Source organism: Actibacterium sp. (assembly GCF_055134745.1).
The window spans coordinates 26,544-45,822 of record NZ_JBSRVX010000004.1 but is presented as its reverse complement, the minus strand read 5'-3'; the positions used below and the strand labels follow the sequence as shown (position 1 = coordinate 45,822).

Genomic DNA, 19,279 nt, shown 5'->3' with positions numbered 1-19,279 from the left:
TGATGGAAATCGTCAGCCGCCCCGACATCCGCGGCCCCGAAGAGGCTGCCGCCTATGTCGCCAAGCTGCGCCAAATTCTGCGCTATCTGGGCACCTGCGACGGCAACATGCAGAACGGCAACCTGCGGGCGGATGTGAACGTCTCGGTCTGCCGCCCCGGCCAATATGAAAAATATCAGGCCACCCAGGATTTCAGCCATCTGGGCACGCGGTGCGAAATCAAGAACATGAACTCGATGCGGTTCATTCAGCAGGCGATCGAATATGAGGCCCGCCGTCAGATCGCCATTCTGGAGGATGGCGGCCAGATCGTGCAGGAAACCCGCCTGTATGATCCCGACAAGGGCGAAACCCGGTCGATGCGGTCCAAGGAAGAGGCGCATGACTATCGCTATTTCCCCTGCCCCGACCTGTTGCCGCTGGAGATTGAGCAGGGCTGGGTCGATGATATAAAGGCCTCGCTGCCTGAACTGCCGGACGAAAAGAAGGCGCGCTTCGTGCTTGAATTCGGCCTGTCGGAATATGATGCCAGCGTTCTGACCGCCGACACCGCCAATGCCGCCTATTTCGAAGCCGTGGCCCAGGGCCGCGACGGCAAGCTGGCCGCGAACTGGGTGATCAACGAATTGTTCGGCCGCCTGAAAAAGGAAGAACACGACATCACCGAAAGCCCGGTCACGCCCGCCCAGCTGGGCGGCATCATCGACCTGATCACCAAAGGCGATATTTCGGGCAAGATCGCCAAGGACCTGTTCGAGATCGTCTATACCGACGGCGGCGATCCGGTGCAGATCGTGGAAAGCCGCGGCATGAAACAGGTCACTGACATGGGCGCGATCGAAGCGGCGGTGGATGAGATCATCGCCGCCAACCCGGCCCAGGTCGAAAAGGCCAAGCAGAACCCGAAACTGGCAGGCTGGTTCGTGGGCCAGGTGATGAAAGCCACCGGCGGCAAGGCCAATCCGGCGGCGGTGAATGATATCGTGGCGAAGAAACTGGGGCTATAGGGCCGACGCGGGCAACACCGGCCCGACCCGAAGGGAAAAGAAATGACGTTCCTGCCTTGTCACCTTGGCCGAAATACTCCCGCCAGAGGCATTCGCCGCCCGCAGGGACGCCTTGAAAGTCATGCGCCGAAGGCGCACATCATCAGGTTCCACCATCCCAGACTTACGCGCGGGGCGATTGAATGACACAATATGAATACAGGGTCGTGCCGGCCCCCACCCGATGCGACAAGATCAAGGGCGCGAAAACCACCGCCGATCGTTTTGCCCTGACGCTGGGCGGGCTGATGAATGATCTGGGGCGTCAGGGCTGGGAGTATCTGCGCGCCGAAACCCTGCCCTGCGAGGAACGCCGGGGGCTGACCGGGCGCAGCACCACCGAACAGAACGTGCTGATCTTCCGCCGTGCCCTGCCAGACCCTGCACAAACCCCCGGCGCCAGGCCTGCAATCAAGGCGGAAAACACCGCCCCCCCGCAAAAGCCGGCCGATGGCGATGGTGCCGTGACCCCTGCATTGGGGCCTGCCCGGACAAAAACCGTGCCACCACGGCCCGGCAAGGACATCAAGGCGAAATAATCAACCCTCGACCGTCAGCGCCAGCGCGTGAAGCCGGCCCATCACATCGGCCCCCAGCGCGGCATGCACCGCGCGGTGGCGCGCAAGACGGCCCATCCCGGCAAAACCTGGCGCGCGGATCACGACGCGAAAATGGCTTTCGCCGCCCTCGCGATATCCGGCATGGCCCCTGTGGTTTTCGCTTTCGTCGATCACCTGCAGCATTTCGGGGGCAAAGGCCGCGGTCAGCCTTGTGCTTATCTCGTCAGTCAGCGTCATTTTTTGCAATCACCCCTTCATTCCCCGGCGCAATGGTCTAAACTCTCAGGTCCGAGTCGATAAGGTGCTGACCATGTCCAGAAGCGATCCCTTCGGTTTCGATATATCCGTTTCGTCGGATAAAAAAAAGCGCACGCGCGGCAAGCGCGGCATGTCGGGGGCATTCGAAACCTCGACCCGGCGCTGCGAACATGCCGGCTGTGCCGAGCTGGGCCAGTATCGCGCACCCAAATCACCGGATTCCCTGGATGACTATTACTGGTTCTGCAAGGACCATGTGCGGGAATATAACCTGAAATGGAACTTCTTCACCGGCAGCACCGAAGAGGAATTCGAGGCCCAGATGGAAAAGGATCGCGTCTGGGAACGCGAAACCAAACCTTTTGGCAAACCGTCCGAGGAACAGCGCGCCTGGGCGCGATTGGGCGTCGATGACCCGCATCAGGTACTGGGCGAAAACGCTACGCGCAACCCCGGCAAGGGCGGCGGCACCGCGCGCCGCCTGCCCCCTACCGAACGCAAGGCCCTGGATATTCTCGAAGCCAAGGACCATTGGACCAAGGCCGAAATACGCAAGCAATACAAGTCACTGGTCAAGGATCTTCATCCTGACATGAACGGTGGAAACCGCGCCGACGAGGATCGCTTGCAAGAGGTTGTCTGGGCCTGGGACCAGATCAAGGAAAGCCGCAGCTTTCAGGGCTGATATCGCTGCCCCTCAGGCCGCGTTAAAGACCAGCGATACCCCGTTGATACAGTGGCGCTTGCCCGTCGGCTGGGGCCCATCGTCGAATATATGGCCCAGATGGCTGCCGCAACGGCGGCAATGGGCTTCGGTGCGCACGCCGAACAACGACCGGTCCGGCTTGGTTTCAACGGCGCCATCCAGTGCCTGCCAGAAACTGGGCCAGCCGGTGCCGCTGTCGAATTTCGTCGCCGCATCATAGACCGGCAGGTCGCAGCCCCGGCAGTGGAACAGGCCCGGACGCTTTTCATCGTTCAGCGGGCTTGTAAACGGGCGCTCTGTGCCTTCCTGGCGCATGACCTTGTATTCCAGATCCGTCAGCATCGCGCGCCATTGGGCATCGGTGCGGGTTACCTCGAATGCGCCTTCGGCGGCTGTCAGACGGGTGGCGGACAGGCCCAGCAGGCTGGCCGAGGTCAAAGAAAGAAAGGCTCTGCGTTGCATTGTCATATCCTTTGTAACGTCCCCGCCCGGTCAGTCTGACACAGGGCGGGGATGAAATCCCGGCGCGGGGGGCCTGCGCCGGGAAATGTGATCGTCCCGTGATGTCTTACATCTTGGGCAGCAGCACCGCGTCGATCACGTGGATAACACCGTTGGACTGCTCCACATCAGCGATTGTGACCGTCGCCTTGGTGCCGTTTTCATCTTCCAGAACGATCTTGTCGCCCATATAGCTGGCCTGCAGGGTGCAACCGCCCAGCGTGGGCACAGGATGCTTGCCGCCATCATCCTTGATCATGCCTTGCAAGGCATCGGACATCACGGCCTTGCCCACCACGTGACAGGTCAGGATCTTGGTCAGCATCTCCTTGTTTTCCGGCTTCAGCAGGGTTTCGACCGTGCCGTCAGGAAGGGCGGCAAAGGCGTCATTGGTGGGCGCGAAAACGGTGAACGGGCCGTCGCCAGCCAGCGTATCGACCAGCCCGGCCGCCTTGACCGCAGCCACCAGCGTGGTGTGATCGGCCGAATTGACCGCGTTTTCGACGATGTTCTTGTCGGCATACATCGCGGCACCGCCAACCATCGGATTTTCGGCGAAGGCACCACCGGCGGTCAGGGCCAGGGCAGAAGCGGCGAACAGGGTTTTGACGATTTTCATGGCATGTTCCTCTTATCTTGAACCGGACACCACGTCCGGAGATGCAAGGAGCCACGCGGGCGGCGCGATAAAAGTTGCATCACGCCGGTAACATTGTCTTCACAGGGTCGTGACCGGCCCCAATGCGACCACCGGGCCGGTGGCCTGGCCGGTGGGCGATCCGCCCGGCGGTTCATCGCTGATGGCCAATGTGGCCCCGCCGAACCGGTCGCGCAGATCGGACGGTACAACGATCTGGCCGCGCCGGTCGGCAGGCAGAACACCCAGCGATATCGGGGCCGCCCCGCCGGGGATCAGCCACAATTCATAGTCGCGCCCCTGCGCCGGGGCACCGGCCACGCGGTTGATCTGCAAAACCCCACGCGCTGGATCGAACAGCGCCGCGATCTGGACCGCGCCATCCTGCGCCGCCATCTGCGCCACATAGCGCGTGCCCTCGCCGGTGACGGGCGGCGGTGTCAGCCGGTCGTTCAGCATCAGTGCCAGCACCACGACACCGGCAATCGCCGCCCCGGCCATCCCGCGCCATAAGGTCAGGCTGGACCACAACCCGCGCCGGGCGGGCGCGCCAAACAGGCGCTGCTCCAGCCCGGTCTGCACATGGCGGGGTGGCGAAACTTCGGAAACCTCGCGCGTCAATGGGGTCAGGTCATGATCCCAGCCGCGCACCTCGGCCTGGAGGGCGGGCAGCGCGGCCATTTCGGCCTCAAACGCGCGCCGCTCGGACGCGGTCATCAGGCCCAGCGCATATTCTGCGGCCCGTGTCGCCTCGTCCTCGGTTATGTGTCGCGCATCGGTCATTGGGTCAGGCAATCCCGCAGTGTCAAAAGGCTGCGCCGCAGCCAGCTTCGCATCGTATTGACCGGCACGCCGTGGCGTTCGGCCAGTTCGGCATAGCTGTCACCGTTCAGATAGGCGCCGCGCACCGCGGCGGCCCGGTCGGTTTCCAGCGTATCCAGACAGCCGTCGATGGCCGCCCGTTCAGATGCGGCAACCACTTCGGCCTCGGGATCGGGGCGGGTATCAGCGATCTGTGCCGCCTGATCCAGCCCCGTCGTCATCGCCTGCGCCGCCCGGATCCGGTCGATCGCATGGTTGCGCGCAATCGTGATCAGCCAGGTCATCGGGCTGTAGCCCCCGGCGGAATACCGGTCGGCATTGTGCCAGACCTTGATGAACACTTCCTGCAACGCATCCTCGGCAGTGGCGCGATCTTTCAATATACGGATGCAAATACCAAAAAGTTTCGCCGACGTGTGCGAATACAGTGCCGAGAACGCCGAACGATCCCGCAGGGCCACCCGCGCGATCAGTCTTTCTATATCGGCCGGTGTCGTCTTCATCGTGGCGTGTCTTCCTGTCCTGTGCAGCATAGGCTGGCTTTGCGATGATTGAAAAGGGGCAAAGCCACAGGCCTTCCCCTTGCACCCCTGCGGGATATGTTCCACTAAACATCAAAGGAAAGGCGCAGGCCGCAAAGCGGCGCGCAAGACAGGTCGAAAAAGGCGGACGCAAGCATGGATATACACGCAAAACCCACCGAAGAAGTCTCGGTCCGCGAGGTGTTCGGCATCGACACCAACATGGTGGTCAAAGGATTTGAAGAGCGCACCGAACGTGTGCCAGAATTCGACAGCACCTATAAATTCGATCCCGATACCACGCTGGCGATTCTGGCGGGGTTTTCCCATAACCGCCGGGTAATGATCCAAGGCTATCACGGCACGGGCAAGTCCACCCATATCGAACAGGTGGCGGCCCGTCTGAACTGGCCCTGCGTGCGCGTGAACCTGGACAGCCATATCAGCCGGATCGACCTGATCGGCAAGGATGCGATCAAGCTGAAGGACGGCAAACAGGTCACAGAATTTCAGGAAGGCATCCTGCCCTGGGCCCTGCGCAACCCGACCGCCATCGTGTTCGACGAATATGATGCCGGGCGCGCCGATGTGATGTTCGTGATCCAGCGCGTGCTGGAGGTGGACGGCAAGCTGACCCTGCTGGACCAGAACAAGGTGCTGACGCCGCATCCCTATTTCCGCATCTTCGCCACCGCCAACACCGTGGGCCTGGGCGATACGACGGGCCTGTATCACGGCACCCAGCAGATCAACCAGGGCCAGATGGACCGCTGGTCGCTGGTGGCCACGCTGAACTATCTGTCGCATGATGCCGAAGCGGCGATCGTGCTGGCCAAGAATCCGACCTATAACACCGAAAAAGGCCGCCGCCAGATCAGCCAGATGGTGACCGTGGCCGACCTGACCCGCACCGCCTTCATGAATGGTGATCTGTCCACGGTCATGTCACCGCGCACGGTTATCGGCTGGGCACAGAACGCCACGATCTTCCGCGATGTGGGATATGCGTTCCGGCTGACCTTCCTGAACAAATGCGACGAACTGGAGCGACAGACCGTCGCCGAGTTCTATCAGCGCTGCTTTGATGAAGAACTGCCGGAATCGGCGGCCAGCATGAGCATGGCCTGACCTGTTCGCGCGCCAGGCCTGTTCGGCCGGCGCGCGAACCGTTTACCGATTCAGACGGCGCGCGCCGCCATCGTGGCCTTGGCCCACCAGGCCAGATCATCCAGCATTTCATTCGCGCTGGGGGTCAGCACCGGGGCGACCTCGGACATCGGCGCATCACCACCGCCCAGGGGGTGAACCTTCATCAACTCGCCACCGCCCAGATGCACTGCAGGGCGCAGCGGCACCATCTGCAACTCGACAGCGATGGTGCGCAGATGTTCGATCGCGCGCGCGGCCCCTACGCCGCCATAGCCGAAAGCGGCCATCGGTTTGCGGACCCATTCGTTATAGGCTTGGTCCAGCGCGTTCTTCAATGCACCGGTGATCGAGTGGTTGTATTCCGCCACGATGAAAATATAGCCGTCGAATTCCGCCAGTTTTTGTTGCCATTTCACCGCGCGCGGGTCAGAGCTGGGCATCCATTTGTTCGAGGCGGGCTCATTAAACAACGGCAGGTCGAAATCGCGCAGATCGACCAGTTCGAATTCCATGTCGTCGCGGGCCTGAGCGGTTTCCAACATCCATTGTGCGGGCTTGTCGGCAAAACGGGTGTCGCGGGTCGATCCGATGATGATGGCGATCTTCGGTTTCTGGGTCATGACTGTCTCCGGTCTGGTTGGTTTTGTCCTCTGTTCGATGTTGCCATCCTGCGTGCTGATAGCAAGGCCGCGCTCTGTGCACACGCGCGCAGCGCCTATGCGGCAGTGCAGCAAGATCATTTGCGGCCACGCCGCCCCTTGCCGCCCCGCCCGTCAGATGCTTTATCTTTTGCATGAACAAACCAACCGACAACCCCGCCGATCCGTTCAAGAAGGCCCTGGCCGAGGCAACCCGCGTGCTGGCGGATGACCCCGATCTTGGGGTCAGCTATTCCGTCGATCCGCCGGGGCTGATGGCGGATTCGGTGCGCCTGCCCCAGATCAGCCGCCGCATGACCCGCGACGAGGTTCTGCTGGCGCGCGGCACCGCCGATGCTTTTGCGCTGCGCCACAAATATCACGATACCGCCACCCATGCCCGCTATCTGCCGCAAGGCGAGATGGCGCGCGAGATGTACGAGGCGATGGAAACCGCCCGCTGCGAGGCCGTTGGCGCGCGCACCATGCCCGGCACCGCCGGCAATATCGACACCGTCATCGCCGCCGAAGCCGCCCGCAAGGGCTATGACGGAATCACCCAGGCTTCGGATGCGCCACTGGCCGCCGCCGCGGGCTATCTGGTCCGGCATCTGGCCACGGGCCGCCCCCTGCCCGCCGGGGCACAAAACGTGATGGACCTGTGGCGCGGTTTCATCGAGGAACAGGCTGGCAAGACATTGGAAAGCCTGGGCGGCACATTGTCCGATCAGGCCGATTTCGCGCGCTTCGCGCGGCAGATCATCGCCGATCTGGGGTATGGCGATCAACTGGGCGACGACCCAGACCAGCCCGATGAGGATTCCCAAGACAACGCCGATAACGAAGAAGACGAAGACAGCCCCGACAGCGCGGGCAATGAACCCGACCAGTCCGACGAAGCCGATGCCGACCCCGAACGCGACCAGGACGAAACCATGGACGGCGCCGAGGCGCAGGTTTCGATGGACGACATGGCCGATATGGAAAGCTCGGACGATGTCGAACTGCCCGATGGCGACATGCCGATGGAGCCGACCCCGGCCCCGCACCATTCCGATGCCGATCCCAATTACCAGGTCTATGCAACCGATTTCGACGAAGAGATTGGCGCCGAAGACCTGGCCGAGCCGGCCGAGCTGGAACGGCTGCGCGCCTATCTGGACACGCAGCTTGACCCGCTGAAAGGCGCGGTGGGTCGTCTGGCCAACAAGTTGCAGCGCCGCCTGCAGGCGCAGCAGAACCGCAGCTGGGAGTTTGATCTGGAAGAAGGCATTCTGGATGCTGGCCGTCTGGCCCGTGTGGTGGCCAACCCCACCACGCCGCTGTCGTTCAAGGTGGAAAAGGATACCGAATTCCGCGACACAGTGGTCACGCTGCTGTTGGACAATTCGGGATCAATGCGCGGACGCCCGATTTCGATTGCGGCGATCTGCGCCGATATTCTGGCGCGCACGCTGGAACGGTGTCAGGTCAAGGTGGAAATCCTGGGCTTTACCACCCGCGCCTGGAAAGGCGGGCAATCGCGCGAACGCTGGCTGGCAGAGGGCCGCCCGCAACAGCCCGGCCGGCTGAACGATCTGCGCCATATCGTCTATAAACAGGCCGATGCGCCGTGGCGCCGATCGCATCTGAACCTGGGCCTGATGATGAAAGAGGGCCTGCTGAAGGAAAACATCGACGGCGAGGCGCTGGAATGGGCGCATCGACGCATCACCGCCCGCCACGAGGCGCGCAAGATCCTGATGGTGATCTCGGACGGGGCGCCGGTGGACGATTCAACCTTGTCGGTCAACCCCGCGAATTATCTGGAAAAACACCTGCGCGATGTGATCGCCATGGTCGAGCGGCGCAAGGCTGTGGAATTGCTGGCCATCGGCATCGGGCATGATGTGACGCGCTATTACAGCCGCGCGGTGACGATCACCGATGTCGAACAACTGGCCGGGGCGATGACCGAACAACTGGCCAGCCTGTTCGATTCCAATCCGCGGGCGCGGGCACGCATGATCGGCATTCGGCGCGCCAGTTGACCGAAGACGCCTTCGGCGAGAGTATTTTTGCCAAGAAGATGGGCCAGACGATCATGTTTCAGACCTTTGACAGCCCGACCCGCCCTGCAGACGGCCCGCCCCGGCTGTCCCGCCTGCGGGCAGAGATGGCGCGCCGGGGGCTGGACGGGTTTCTGGTGCCGCGCGCCGATGCGCATCAGGGGGAATATGTGGCGCCGCGCGATGACCGGCTGGCCTGGCTGACCGGCTTTACCGGATCGGCCGGTTTCGCGGTGGCGCTGGCCGACCGGGCGGGGGTGTTCATTGACGGGCGATACCGGGTTCAGGTCAAGGCACAGGTCGACGGGGCGACCTTCACGCCGGTGCCCTGGCCCGAAACCGGGCTGGCGGACTGGCTGCGCGAGGCCTTGCCCGATGGGGGCACCGTGGGCTTTGATCCGATGCTGCACACGTTCGAGCAGATCGACACATTGGTGCAGGGGCTGAAAGGCAGCGGCATCACCCTCTCGGAAACCGACAACCTGATCGACCGAATCTGGGATGACCAGCCCGGCCCGCCCATGGGCGCGATCACCGCCCATCCCGATGCCCTGGCCGGGGCCAGTTCCGCCGACAAGCGCGCGGCGGTTGCCAACCAGTTACGGCAGGCCGGGCAACGTGCGGCGGTTCTGAGCCTGCCCGATTCCATCGCCTGGCTGCTGAACATCCGCGGCAGCGATATCGCGCATAACCCGGTGCCGCACGCCTTTGCCATCCTGCATGACGATGCGCGCCTGACGCTGTTCACCGAACCGGCGAAATGCGACGGCGATCTTGTGGCACATCTGGGGCCGCAGGTGACGCTGCGCCCGCCCGCGGCTTTCGGGCCCGGCCTGCGCAGCCTGACCGGCCCGGTGCGGGTGGACCGCGCCAGCGCGCCCTTCTGGGTGGCGGGCCAACTGGCCGAGGCCGGTGTGGATATGGCATGGGGGCAAGACCCCTGCATCCTGCCCAAGGCGCGCAAGACCAGCGCCGAGATTGCCGGCACCCAAGAGGCGCATTTGCGTGACGGCGCGGCAATGGTCGAATTTCTGGCCTGGCTGGCGATCACGGCGCCGGGCGGGCGGCTGACCGAGATCGACGTGGTGACCGAACTGGAACTGGCGCGCCGGGCAACCAATGCCCTGCGCGAGATCAGTTTCGACACCATCGCCGGCAGCGGCCCCAATGGCGCCATCGTGCATTACCGTGTTACCCGCCAGACCAACCGCGAGATCGCCAAGGGCGAATTGCTGTTGATCGACAGCGGCGGGCAATATGTCGATGGCACCACCGATATCACCCGGACCGTGGCGGTGGGCGATATCGGCGACGAGGAAAAGCGCTGTTTCACCCGTGTGTTGCAGGGCATGATCGCCGTATCGCGCCTGCGCTGGCCCAAGGGGCTGGCCGGACGCGATCTGGATGCGCTGGCGCGTTATCCGCTATGGCTGGCCGGGCAGGATTACGACCACGGCACCGGGCATGGCGTGGGGGTGTATCTGAGCGTGCATGAAGGCCCCCAGCGGCTGTCGCGCCTGTCCGAAGTGCCGCTGGAGCCGGGCATGATCCTGTCGAACGAGCCGGGATATTATCGCGAAGGCGCGTTTGGCATCCGCATTGAAAACCTGATCGTGGTGGAACCGGCCCCCGTCCTGCAGGGCGGGGACGACCGGGCGATGTTGCGCTTTGCAACACTGACCTGGGTGCCGATCGACCGGCACTTGATCCTGCCCGACATGCTGTCGGCGGGCGAGCGCGACTGGCTGAACGCCTATCACGCACAGGTGGCCGAAAAGATCGGGCCGCGCGTGTCGGTGCCTGCCCGGCAATGGCTGAAGGATGCGACCGCGCCGATCTAGCCATGGTTGCGAAAGCCGGGCCGGGGGCTGGCCTTTGTTACACGGAAATGTCATTAAGCTGCGTCTAGTATGGACGGGCTTCGACTGGGGGTATTGGAATATGGCCGATCACATTACAATCCGCACTGCGCCGGGCAAATGGGTGGTGCGTGCCGGGGGTGCGGTTCTGGGCGAAAGCACCCAGGCGCTGGAGTTGAGCGAAGGCGACATGGCCCCCGTGATCTATTTTCCGCGCGCCGATATCGCCATGGCGTTTCTGGACCGGACCGCGACCAGCACGACCTGCCCGCACAAGGGCGTGGCCAGCTATTATTCCATCGAGACCAAAAGCGTGACAATCAAGGATGCCGCCTGGTCCTATGAAGATCCCCGGCCGGAAATGGCGCGCATCAAGGATTACCTTGCGTTTTACGCCACTGACCGGGTCGCGGTCGAACAGCTGTAAATCAGGAATGTTCCTCGGCTGCGATGGCGGCCAGGGCGCGGTTATAGGCGGTCAGTGCATCGACATGGAACAGCGCGCCCAGCAGCGTGGCCGGGGCGTCATCGGTGGCGGGCGCCACGACCGGAATAAAGCTGTGGCCGGTTTCCTCGAACAGCGGCAGGGCGGTATCCAGCGTGGCGCGCGGGTTCAGGAACACGCCCTGCTCCATCAGCGCCAGGCATCCCTCGCGCGAGGCCGCGTCGGGGGCATCCGCCGCCCGCATCACCACCGAGGCCCGATACAGCGACAACAGATAGGCCTGCGGCCCGGCGGCAAGATGTTTGCCGCTGCGCTCCAGTTGCGTCAGGAAAAACGAACGGTGCACCAACCGCGAGGCCAGCGCCGTGGACAGCGACACCGCCACCATCACCGCCAGCCCGGTGCGCCAGTCGCCGGTCAGTTCGAACACGATCAGCGTGGTTGAAATCGGCGCGCCCAGCACCGCCGCCGCCACCGCCCCCATGCCCGCCAGCGCATACAGCGTTTCCGACCCAGAAATATCGGGGAACAGCGATGTCGCCACGATGCCGAAGGCCAGCCCCGACAATGCCCCCATCATCAGCGCGGGTGAAAACACGCCGCCGCCCATCCGGCCGGCCATGGTGATGGCCACCGCCACCGCCTTGACCAGCGCCAGCACGATCAGGTTCCAGAACAGCAACTGGCCGCTCAGCGCCGCCGATGTGGTTTCATAGCCGACGCCGATGATATGCGGAAAATAGATCGCGATTGCGCCCAGCATCGCGCCAGATACCGCCGGGCGCAGCCAGCGCGGCATATGTGTGGCGTCCTGCACGTAATTGCCCAGATCATCGGCCCAGAAGATCGCACGCATCAGCGCCACCGCCACCAGCCCCGACATGATGCCCAGCAACAGGAACGCCGGCAGTTCGACATAGACGATCAGGCTGCTGTCACCCGGCAGGATGAATTCGGGAAGGTCGCCCAGTGTCAGGCGCGAAATCACGGTGCCCGCGACCGATGCGATGACGATCGGCGCAAAGGCATGCACCGCGAAATGGCGCAGCACCACCTCAAGCGCGAACAGCGCCCCGGCGATCGGCGCGTTGAACGATGCCGAAACGGCCGCCGCCACCGCACATCCCATCAGGTCGCGCCCGGTCATGCCATCGGCCCCGATCCGTTCGGATACCCAGGATGATATCGTGGCCGCCAGATGCACCACCGGCCCCTCTCGCCCCGATGACCCACCCGAGGCCAGCGTGATCAGCGATGCCAGCGCCGAGGCGATACCGGCCTTCTGTTCGACCCGCCCGTTATGCAGCGCCGCCCCTTCGATCACATCGGCCACCGTGCGCACCCGCCCGTCATCGGTGAACAGGTTCAGGATCACCCCAACCGCCAGACCGCCGACGATGGGAATGGCCAACACCCAATACCATGGCAGATCGCGGGCAAAACTGTTCAGCATCCGCGGGTCTTCGACCCCGTAAAGCGCATGTTGCAGCACGCCGATACCCAGCCGGAACCCCATCGCCGCCAGCCCTGCCGCGATGCCGATCAGCAAGGCGATGAACCAGAATTGCAGTTGCGTCGGCCCCTTTTGGCGCATCACGCGCCAGCCCTGCGCCAGTTCGGCACGTGCGGCCTGCAGATGCGATGCCAGAAACCCGGTCAGCCGTTCGCCCAAGGCGCTGTCTTTCCTTCGGGCAGGGTTCGCCGCATGCCGCCCTGCCGCCCGTCAGGCAAGGCCCGGCATCCCAGTTCTAGGCGATCAGCGGCGCGGCGCAAAGCCCGCTGTTGCCGCGCCCTGTGCGCCCGCACGCAAAACCGCGCCGGGGTTCAGGATGCCGGCCGGATCAAGGGCCGCCTTGATCGCGCGCATCGCCGCCAGCTTGGTCGGGTCGCCATACTGTTCCAGATCGGCCACCTTCAGCCGACCGATCCCATGTTCGGCGCTGACCGATCCGCCCATTTCATGCACCAGATCATGCACGCATCCGGTAACGGCGCTGCGCAGCGGGTCATACTCCGCCCGGCCCCGCCCCGCCGCCGGGAAAATGTTGTAATGCAGGTTGCCATCGCCCAGATGGCCAAAGCAGTTGATGCGAAAATCACCGATCTGCGCCAGGGCCGCGCCCGCCTGAATGATGAAATCCGGGATCGCCCCCAGCGGCAAGGACACATCATGCGAGGCCACCGCCCCGATATGGCGATTGGCCTCGGGGATGGATTCGCGCAACTGCCACAGGGCGGCGTGCTGCGCGCCGGACTGGGCGATGATGCCATCGCTGACCAGCCCGGCCTCGGCGGCCTCGGAAAACAGGGCGTCCAGTTCGCCGGCCGGGTCTTGCCCCTGCCCCAGGCCCAGATCGATCAGTACCATCCAGTCGGGGCGCGCGGCAAAGGGCTGGCGGATATCGGGCATGGTTTCGGCCAGAAATTCCAGCCCCATCCGCCCGATCAATTCAAACGCGCTCAGCCCCGGCCCGATGCGCCGCCCGGCCATGGCCAGCAGTTCAAGGGCCGCAAGCGGGCTGTCGACCACGATCAGCGCGGCCCCCGTCGCCACCGGGCGCGGGTGCAGCTTCAGCGCGGCGGCGGTGATGATGCCCAGCGTGCCTTCGGACCCGATCAGCAGATTGCGCAGGTCATAGCCGGTATTGTCCTTGCGCAGCCGTGTCAGCCCGTGCAGCACCGACCCATCGGCCAGAACCGCCTCGACCCCCAGACACAGATCGCGCGCATTGCCATAGCGCAGCACATTGACCCCGCCCGCATTGGTGGCCAGCAACCCGCCGATCCGCGCCGACCCTTCAGAGGCCAGCGACAGCGGGAACAGCCGGTCGGCCCCGGCCGCATCGGCCTGCACATTGGCCAGAACCGCGCCCGCGCCCGCCAGCGCCACGTTTTCTTCGGGCAGCACCGTGATGCTGTTCATACGTTCCAGCGACAGGATCACCGCTGCGGGGCCATCCGGCATCACCTGCCCGCCCACCAGCCCGGTGCCGCCGCCAAAGGGCACGACCCCCACCCGCGCGGCATTGCAGGCGCGCAGGATGGTTGCAACCTGATCGGTATCGGCGGGTGCCAGAACCAGCCCGCCCTGCCCCTGATACCGCCCGCGCGGCTCTTCCAGATAGGCGGGCGTCAGCGGGCGAAACGCCGCCTGGGGCAAGGCTTCGCGCAGGGTGTCGGCAAAATCAGGGGTGACGGGGTTCAGGCTCATGCCTCCTTCCTGCCCCGCCGGGCGCGAGCGTGCAAGCCCGCTATTGCGGCGGGCGCAACAATGCCGGTTCCAGCACCATAACCGTCGGGCGTTGCGGCAGGCTGCGCAGCGAAACCTCCGCAAAGCTTGCCCCGGGCCTGTCAATGGCGAAGTCCGCCGAAATGTCCGCCACAAAACGATCAAGCGAGACTTCGCTGAACCAATGCATCGGAATGACGACCGAGGCGCGCAGCCGGGTCAGGACCTTGACCATCGTCGGCAGATCCAGCGTCAGGCCGCCATCGACCGGCGCCATGACCACATCCAGCCGACCAAGGGCAGCATATTGCGCGGGGTCAGGTTCGTGATGCAGATGGCCAAGATGGCCGATGCACAGGCCGGCGGCCTCGAAGACAAAAATGGAATTGCCGTTCTGGCGAATGGTCGCGCCACCGGCGCCGCGCACATCGGTTGGCACGTTGCGTATCAGCATCTCGCCCAGATCAAGGTAATGGTCGGCGGCCGCGCCATCCGTGGCCCAGCCCTGCAGGACATGGGGGATGGCCGGGTCGGGCACCGAAGTCCAGTGGCTGGAATGGGCGTTATTCATGGTCACGACATCGGGAATGAAATCCGCCGTGCCCAGAAACCCCGTGAAATCGGTGGCCACCCGCAGCCCCCCGGCAGTTTCGATCACGAACATCGAATGATCGACATAGTTGATCCGCACCGTATCGCGGTCAAGGGGCGCCCCGAAACTGGCATTATGAAGGTATTCAATGCCCGGCGCGGCATCCGCCAGCGCGATGCAATGGCTTGGCACACGGTCCTGTGCGGCCGCCGAACCGGCCAACACTGCAAAGACAAACGAAAGGCGAACCATCCCGACCCCCGGTTTTCCAGATCAGATGATAGCACGTTTTTTCGACTATCCAGCGATCATCAGCCGATTTCGGTCCGGCCCCGCCGGTCGCTGCGAAGATTGGCGTAAAGCACATGGTTGCGCCAGCGCCCGTTGATCTGAAGATAGCTTTGCGCAACGCCTTCATATTTGAAGCCGCATTTTTCCAGAACCCCGCGCGATGGGGTGTTTTCCGGCAGGCAGGCCGCTTCGACCCGCGACATATCCAGCACGTTAAAGGCATGATGCACGACAGCCTGGATCGCTTCGCGCATATATCCGTGCCGGGCATATTCCTGCCCGACCCAATATCCCAGCGTGCCCGCCTGGGCCGGTCCGCGCCGGATATTGTCCAGCGTGATCGCCCCCAACAACGCCTGATCGTCGCGCCGGATAAGGAACAGCGGCACGGCGGTGCCGCCCGCCAGCGCCCGCTGCGCCCAGTAAACCCGATTGGTGAACGCCTTGCGCGACAGGTGATCCGCGGCCCAGGAGGGTTCCCACGGAACAAGAAAATCACGGCTGGCCGCGCGCAGCGTGGTCCAGGGCGTGAAATCGGAATGCAGGGGCAGGCGCAGCGTCATCCGCTCGGTCTCGATCCGGACCTTTCGCCGCCGTGACAGCATCAGGCCGCAAGCCTGCCTTGCAGATCTGCCAGATGCGGCGCATGCGCGACCGGCCCATAAAGCGCCAGCGCCGCCTGCCCGCCGGTGACCAGCGCGCCTGCAAAATTGCGCACATCATCGGTCGTCACCGCATCAATACGCGCAATGGTTTCTTCCAGTTCCGGCACGCGGTCCCAGATCGCCACCAGCCGCGCCAGCCGTTCGGCGCGCGATGAGGGGCTTTCCAGCCCCATCAGCAGCCCGGCCTTCATCTGGGCGCGGGCGCGGGCCACCTCGGCCGCCGACATGTCCTGGGCAGAGCGGGTCAGTTCGGCCATGGTGATATCTGTCAGCTCGGCCAGTTGGCCCTCGCTGGTGCCGGCATAGAAGGTGATCAACCCGGTATCGGAATAGGCCCCGGCCTGGGCGAAGATCGAATAACACAACCCGCGCTTTTCGCGCACTTCCTGAAACAGGCGCGACGACATGCCCCCGCCCATCGCATTGGCAAAGATCTGCGCGGCATACATCGACGGATCGCGATATCCCGGCCCCTCAAAGGCCAGCGCGAAATGCACCTGCTCCAGCGGCTTGATCGCCCGCTGTTCGCCCCCGACAAACCGCGCCGGGCTGGCCTTGTGATGGCCCGCGGCGGGCAGATGGCCGAACAGGGCTTCGGCCAGGCGCACGATCTCGGCGTGATCCACGGCACCCGCCGCAGACAGGATCATCTGGTCGGGGGCATAATGTTCGCGCACGAACCCGTACAGATCCTCGCGCGAGAACCGGCTGACACTTTCCGACGGGCCCAGAATGGTTCGTCCAAGCGCCTGATCGGGAAAGGCCGCCTCTTGCAGCCAGTCGAACACCACATCGTCGGGCGTATCCATCACCTGCCCGATTTCCTGCAGGATCACGCCCCGCTCCACCTCTATCTCGGCGGGATCGAATACCGGGTTCAGAACAATATCGGCGATCACATCCAGCGCCAGCGGCACATCGGCCTCCAGCACACGCGCATAATAGGCGGTCATCTCGCGGCTGGTATAGGCGTTGATATAACCGCCCACATCCTCGATCGCCTCGGCGATCTGCAAGGATGTGCGCCGCGCGGTCCCCTTGAAGGCCATATGTTCCAGAAAATGCGCGATGCCGTTCTGTTCGGGCCGTTCATGGCGGCCACCGGCTGTCACCCAGATGCCAAGCGAGGCCGATTTCAGCCCCGGCATCTGTTCGGTTACGATACGAAATCCATTGGATAGCCTGTGAAGCTCTACGCTCAAGCGCGACGCCTTTCTTTTATGGTGGCCTCGATCACCGCCAGATCATTGGCGATGCGGGTCATCCGTTCCGGCCTGTCATACAGGTCGGCCATCCGATTTGGAAGGGGCGGGCGTTTGGCGGTTGCCGCCTCGACCGCGCCGGGGAACTTGGCCGGATGGGCGGTGGCCAGCGTGACCATCGGCACCTGCCCCAGATGTTCGCGCGCCACCTTGGCCCCCACGGCGGAATGCGGGCACAGCAACTGCCCCGTTTCGGCAAAGATATCGCGGATCGTGGCGCCGGTTTCCGCCTCGGATGCGCGGCCCGATGCGAACAGACCCTGCAATCGCTGCAATGCGCCCTGGCTGATCTTGAAGCCGCCCGTGGTTTTCAATTCATCCATCAACTGCGCCACCGCCGCGCCGTCGCGATCATAGACATCGAACAGCGCACGCTCGAAATTCGATGACACCTGAATATCCATCGACGGGCTGATCGACGGCTGCACGCCTTGGGTGACATAACCACCCGAAGACAGCGCCCGGTGCAGAATGTCGTTTTGATTGGTCGCCACCACCAGCCGGTCAATCGGCAACCCCATGCGGCGCGCGATATAGCCCGCGAAAATATCTCCGAAATTGCCCGTGGGCACCGTAAAGCTGACCAGGCGATGCGGCGCGCCCAGGCTGACCGCGGCGGTGAAATAATACACCACCTGCGCCAGAACCCGCGCCCAGTTGATCGAATTGACACCGGCCAGCCCGACAGCATCGCGAAAGGCGAAATCGTTGAACATATCCTTAACGGCGGCCTGACAATCGTCGAAATCGCCGTCCAGCGCCAGCGCATGCACATTGTCCTCGCTCGGCGTGGTCATCTGGCGGCGCTGCACCTCGGATACGCGGCCATGCGGAAACAGGATGAACACATCGACATTGCTCAGCCCGCGAAACGCCTCGATCGCCGCTGATCCGGTATCGCCCGATGTCGCCCCCACGATCGTCACCCGCTTGCCCGACCGCGCCAGCGAGGCCTGGAACAGCTGCCCGATCAGCTGCATCGCGAAATCCTTGAACGCCAGCGTCGGCCCGTGGAACAGCTCCAGCAGAAAATGATTGGACGCCAGTTGCACCAGCGGCGCACGGGCAGCATGGCCGAACCCGGCATAGGCCCGCGCGATGATGGCGCGAAATTCCGCGTCGCTGAAAGCATCGCCGATATAGGGGCGCATCACCGCAAAGGCCGCCTCCTCGTATGACACCCCCGCCAGCGCGGCAATGTCATCCGCCGCCATCTGTGGAATGGTTTCCGGCACATACAGCCCGCCATCGCGGGCCAGCCCGGTCAGCATCGCCTCTTCAAAGCTCAGAACCGGGGCTGCCCCCCGGGTGGAAACATATCGCATAGACCTGCCCTTCAGACGGTTTTACGTCTGATACGCCAGACCAGCAGCCCTGTCATCCCCGCCCAGACCAGCGCCAGCGAAAACCAGGTGATCGCATATTGCAGATGATCGTTCGGAATTCCGGCCGTATCGACCGGCTGCGCCAGCAGCCCCTCGATGGCAGGCGTCACCTCGCGCGTCACGATCAGCACCGGCTCCGTCCCCAGCACGGCCGCCATATTGGTCACGTCCCGGGCAAACCACAATTCCTTTTCCAGATCGGGCGCGGGCGTAAAACGGTCCACCTCCTCGGGCCAGTGCAGATTGCCCAGAACCGTCACCACCGCCCCCTGCAGGTCCGGCAGCACCGCCTCTTGCGGCAGAAATCCCAGATCGACCATCACCCGCCGCCCGTCGCCCAGCACAAAAACCCGGATGATGCGATGCCCCGGCCCGATATCGCGCAGACTGCCCAGAACCTGCAGCCCGTCCCCGATCAGCCCCTCGGCGCGCACGGGCAGATACTTGTCGCGCTGCGGATCGGGCGCGGCGGGCACGGCAACCAGCGCCGCACCGATGCGGGCCTCGATACCGGCCAGCATCTGCTGCTTCCAGTCCAGCCGCTGCAATTGCCAGACCCCCAGCGCCACCAATATCGCAATACCGCCCAGGCCCAGCAACAACGGAAAAGTCAGGCGCTTCATTCTTGCTTCCCTCTATTGCAAAAGGCGCGGGAATGTCCCGCG

Annotated in this window: 20 protein-coding genes; 7 read left to right on the top strand and 13 right to left on the bottom strand. The window is 63.8% G+C overall.

The features are described from left to right. Together gatB and ACTCHC_RS00995 are read left to right on the top strand one after the other, a co-directional pair. On the top strand, positions 1–1,007 hold a 1,007-nt coding region (gatB, locus tag ACTCHC_RS01000; protein WP_463020580.1), incomplete at its 5' end, for an Asp-tRNA(Asn)/Glu-tRNA(Gln) amidotransferase subunit GatB. Between the two features lie 182 nt (positions 1,008–1,189). After that, a complete protein-coding gene (locus ACTCHC_RS00995) occupies positions 1,190–1,585 on the top strand; it encodes a DUF4177 domain-containing protein (protein WP_463020579.1) in 396 nt (131 codons plus the stop codon). Here the strand turns inward: ACTCHC_RS00995 and ACTCHC_RS00990 are convergent, their stop codons facing one another. Then, complete coding sequence (locus tag ACTCHC_RS00990) at positions 1,586–1,843, bottom strand: BolA family protein (protein ID WP_463020578.1); 258 nt, start codon at positions 1,841–1,843, stop codon at positions 1,586–1,588. Between the two features lie 73 nt (positions 1,844–1,916). On the opposite strand from ACTCHC_RS00990, the gene ACTCHC_RS00985 reads away from it, so the two are divergent. After that, positions 1,917–2,549, top strand: coding sequence for a J domain-containing protein (locus ACTCHC_RS00985; RefSeq protein WP_463020577.1), 633 nt, complete (start codon positions 1,917–1,919; stop codon positions 2,547–2,549). A gap of 12 nt (positions 2,550–2,561) precedes the next feature. On the opposite strand, the gene msrB is transcribed toward ACTCHC_RS00985, so the two are convergent. From msrB to ACTCHC_RS00965, 4 genes are all read right to left on the bottom strand, one after another. Continuing rightward, entirely contained in the window at positions 2,562–3,032 is a 471-nt protein-coding gene (msrB, locus tag ACTCHC_RS00980) for a peptide-methionine (R)-S-oxide reductase MsrB (protein ID WP_463020576.1), read from the bottom strand. Between the two features lie 106 nt (positions 3,033–3,138). Beyond that, a complete protein-coding gene (locus tag ACTCHC_RS00975) occupies positions 3,139–3,690 on the bottom strand; it encodes a fasciclin domain-containing protein (protein ID WP_463020575.1) in 552 nt (183 codons plus the stop codon). A 99-nt stretch (positions 3,691–3,789) separates the two neighbouring features. After that, on the bottom strand, positions 3,790–4,491 hold the full coding sequence (locus tag ACTCHC_RS00970) for an anti-sigma factor (RefSeq protein WP_463020574.1): 702 nt from the start codon (positions 4,489–4,491) through the stop codon (positions 3,790–3,792). Continuing rightward, positions 4,488–5,033, bottom strand: a complete 546-nt coding sequence (locus ACTCHC_RS00965) for a sigma-70 family RNA polymerase sigma factor (protein WP_463020573.1) — start codon at positions 5,031–5,033, stop codon at positions 4,488–4,490. Before ACTCHC_RS00965 ends, ACTCHC_RS00970 begins: the two co-directional genes overlap by 4 nt. 174 nt (positions 5,034–5,207) lie before the next feature. On the opposite strand from ACTCHC_RS00965, the gene cobS reads away from it, so the two are divergent. Further along, positions 5,208–6,179 (top strand): cobaltochelatase subunit CobS, encoded by a 972-nt coding sequence (gene cobS / locus ACTCHC_RS00960; RefSeq protein WP_463020572.1) that lies wholly within the window; start codon positions 5,208–5,210, stop codon positions 6,177–6,179. Between the two features lie 50 nt (positions 6,180–6,229). Here cobS and ACTCHC_RS00955 read toward each other — a convergent pair whose 3' ends face one another. Then, positions 6,230–6,820: an NADPH-dependent FMN reductase gene (locus ACTCHC_RS00955; protein ID WP_463020571.1), complete on the bottom strand. Its 591-nt coding sequence runs from the start codon at positions 6,818–6,820 to the stop codon at positions 6,230–6,232. Between the two features lie 173 nt (positions 6,821–6,993). Here ACTCHC_RS00955 and cobT point away from each other — a divergent pair, with 173 nt between their 5' ends. The 3 genes from cobT to ACTCHC_RS00940 all read left to right on the top strand — a co-directional run bounded on the left by cobT (position 6,994) and on the right by ACTCHC_RS00940 (position 11,172). Continuing rightward, the gene (gene cobT, locus ACTCHC_RS00950) at positions 6,994–8,868 is read left to right on the top strand and encodes a cobaltochelatase subunit CobT (protein WP_463020570.1); all 1,875 of its coding nucleotides are present in this window, start codon (positions 6,994–6,996) and stop codon (positions 8,866–8,868) included. A gap of 53 nt (positions 8,869–8,921) precedes the next feature. Beyond that, positions 8,922–10,727, top strand: a complete 1,806-nt coding sequence (locus ACTCHC_RS00945; protein ID WP_463020582.1) for an aminopeptidase P family protein — start codon at positions 8,922–8,924, stop codon at positions 10,725–10,727. 100 nt (positions 10,728–10,827) lie between these two features. Continuing rightward, positions 10,828–11,172 (top strand): DUF427 domain-containing protein, encoded by a 345-nt coding sequence (locus tag ACTCHC_RS00940; protein ID WP_463020569.1) that lies wholly within the window; start codon positions 10,828–10,830, stop codon positions 11,170–11,172. A gap of 1 nt (position 11,173) precedes the next feature. On the opposite strand, the gene ACTCHC_RS00935 is transcribed toward ACTCHC_RS00940, so the two are convergent. From ACTCHC_RS00935 to ACTCHC_RS00905, 7 genes are all read right to left on the bottom strand, one after another. After that, a complete protein-coding gene (locus tag ACTCHC_RS00935) occupies positions 11,174–12,862 on the bottom strand; it encodes a chloride channel protein (protein ID WP_463020568.1) in 1,689 nt (562 codons plus the stop codon). An 84-nt stretch (positions 12,863–12,946) separates the two neighbouring features. After that, positions 12,947–14,401 carry an FAD-binding oxidoreductase gene (locus ACTCHC_RS00930; protein WP_463020567.1) on the bottom strand — a complete coding sequence of 485 codons (1,455 nt, stop codon included), beginning with the start codon at positions 14,399–14,401 and terminating at the stop codon, positions 12,947–12,949. 40 nt (positions 14,402–14,441) lie between these two features. After that, positions 14,442–15,263 carry an MBL fold metallo-hydrolase gene (locus tag ACTCHC_RS00925; RefSeq protein ID WP_463020566.1) on the bottom strand — a complete coding sequence of 274 codons (822 nt, stop codon included), beginning with the start codon at positions 15,261–15,263 and terminating at the stop codon, positions 14,442–14,444. A 59-nt stretch (positions 15,264–15,322) separates the two neighbouring features. Beyond that, positions 15,323–15,907, bottom strand: coding sequence for a GNAT family N-acetyltransferase (locus ACTCHC_RS00920; protein WP_463020565.1), 585 nt, complete (start codon positions 15,905–15,907; stop codon positions 15,323–15,325). Continuing rightward, positions 15,907–17,169 (bottom strand): M16 family metallopeptidase, encoded by a 1,263-nt coding sequence (locus ACTCHC_RS00915; RefSeq protein ID WP_463020564.1) that lies wholly within the window; start codon positions 17,167–17,169, stop codon positions 15,907–15,909. Before ACTCHC_RS00915 ends, ACTCHC_RS00920 begins: the two co-directional genes overlap by 1 nt. Beyond that, positions 17,166–18,554: a threonine synthase gene (thrC, locus tag ACTCHC_RS00910; protein ID WP_463020563.1), complete on the bottom strand. Its 1,389-nt coding sequence runs from the start codon at positions 18,552–18,554 to the stop codon at positions 17,166–17,168. The genes ACTCHC_RS00915 and thrC overlap by 4 nt, the downstream gene beginning before the upstream one ends. 11 nt (positions 18,555–18,565) lie before the next feature. Next, positions 18,566–19,237, bottom strand: a complete 672-nt coding sequence (locus ACTCHC_RS00905; protein ID WP_463020562.1) for an SURF1 family protein — start codon at positions 19,235–19,237, stop codon at positions 18,566–18,568. Between the last annotated feature and the right edge of the window lie 42 nt (positions 19,238–19,279).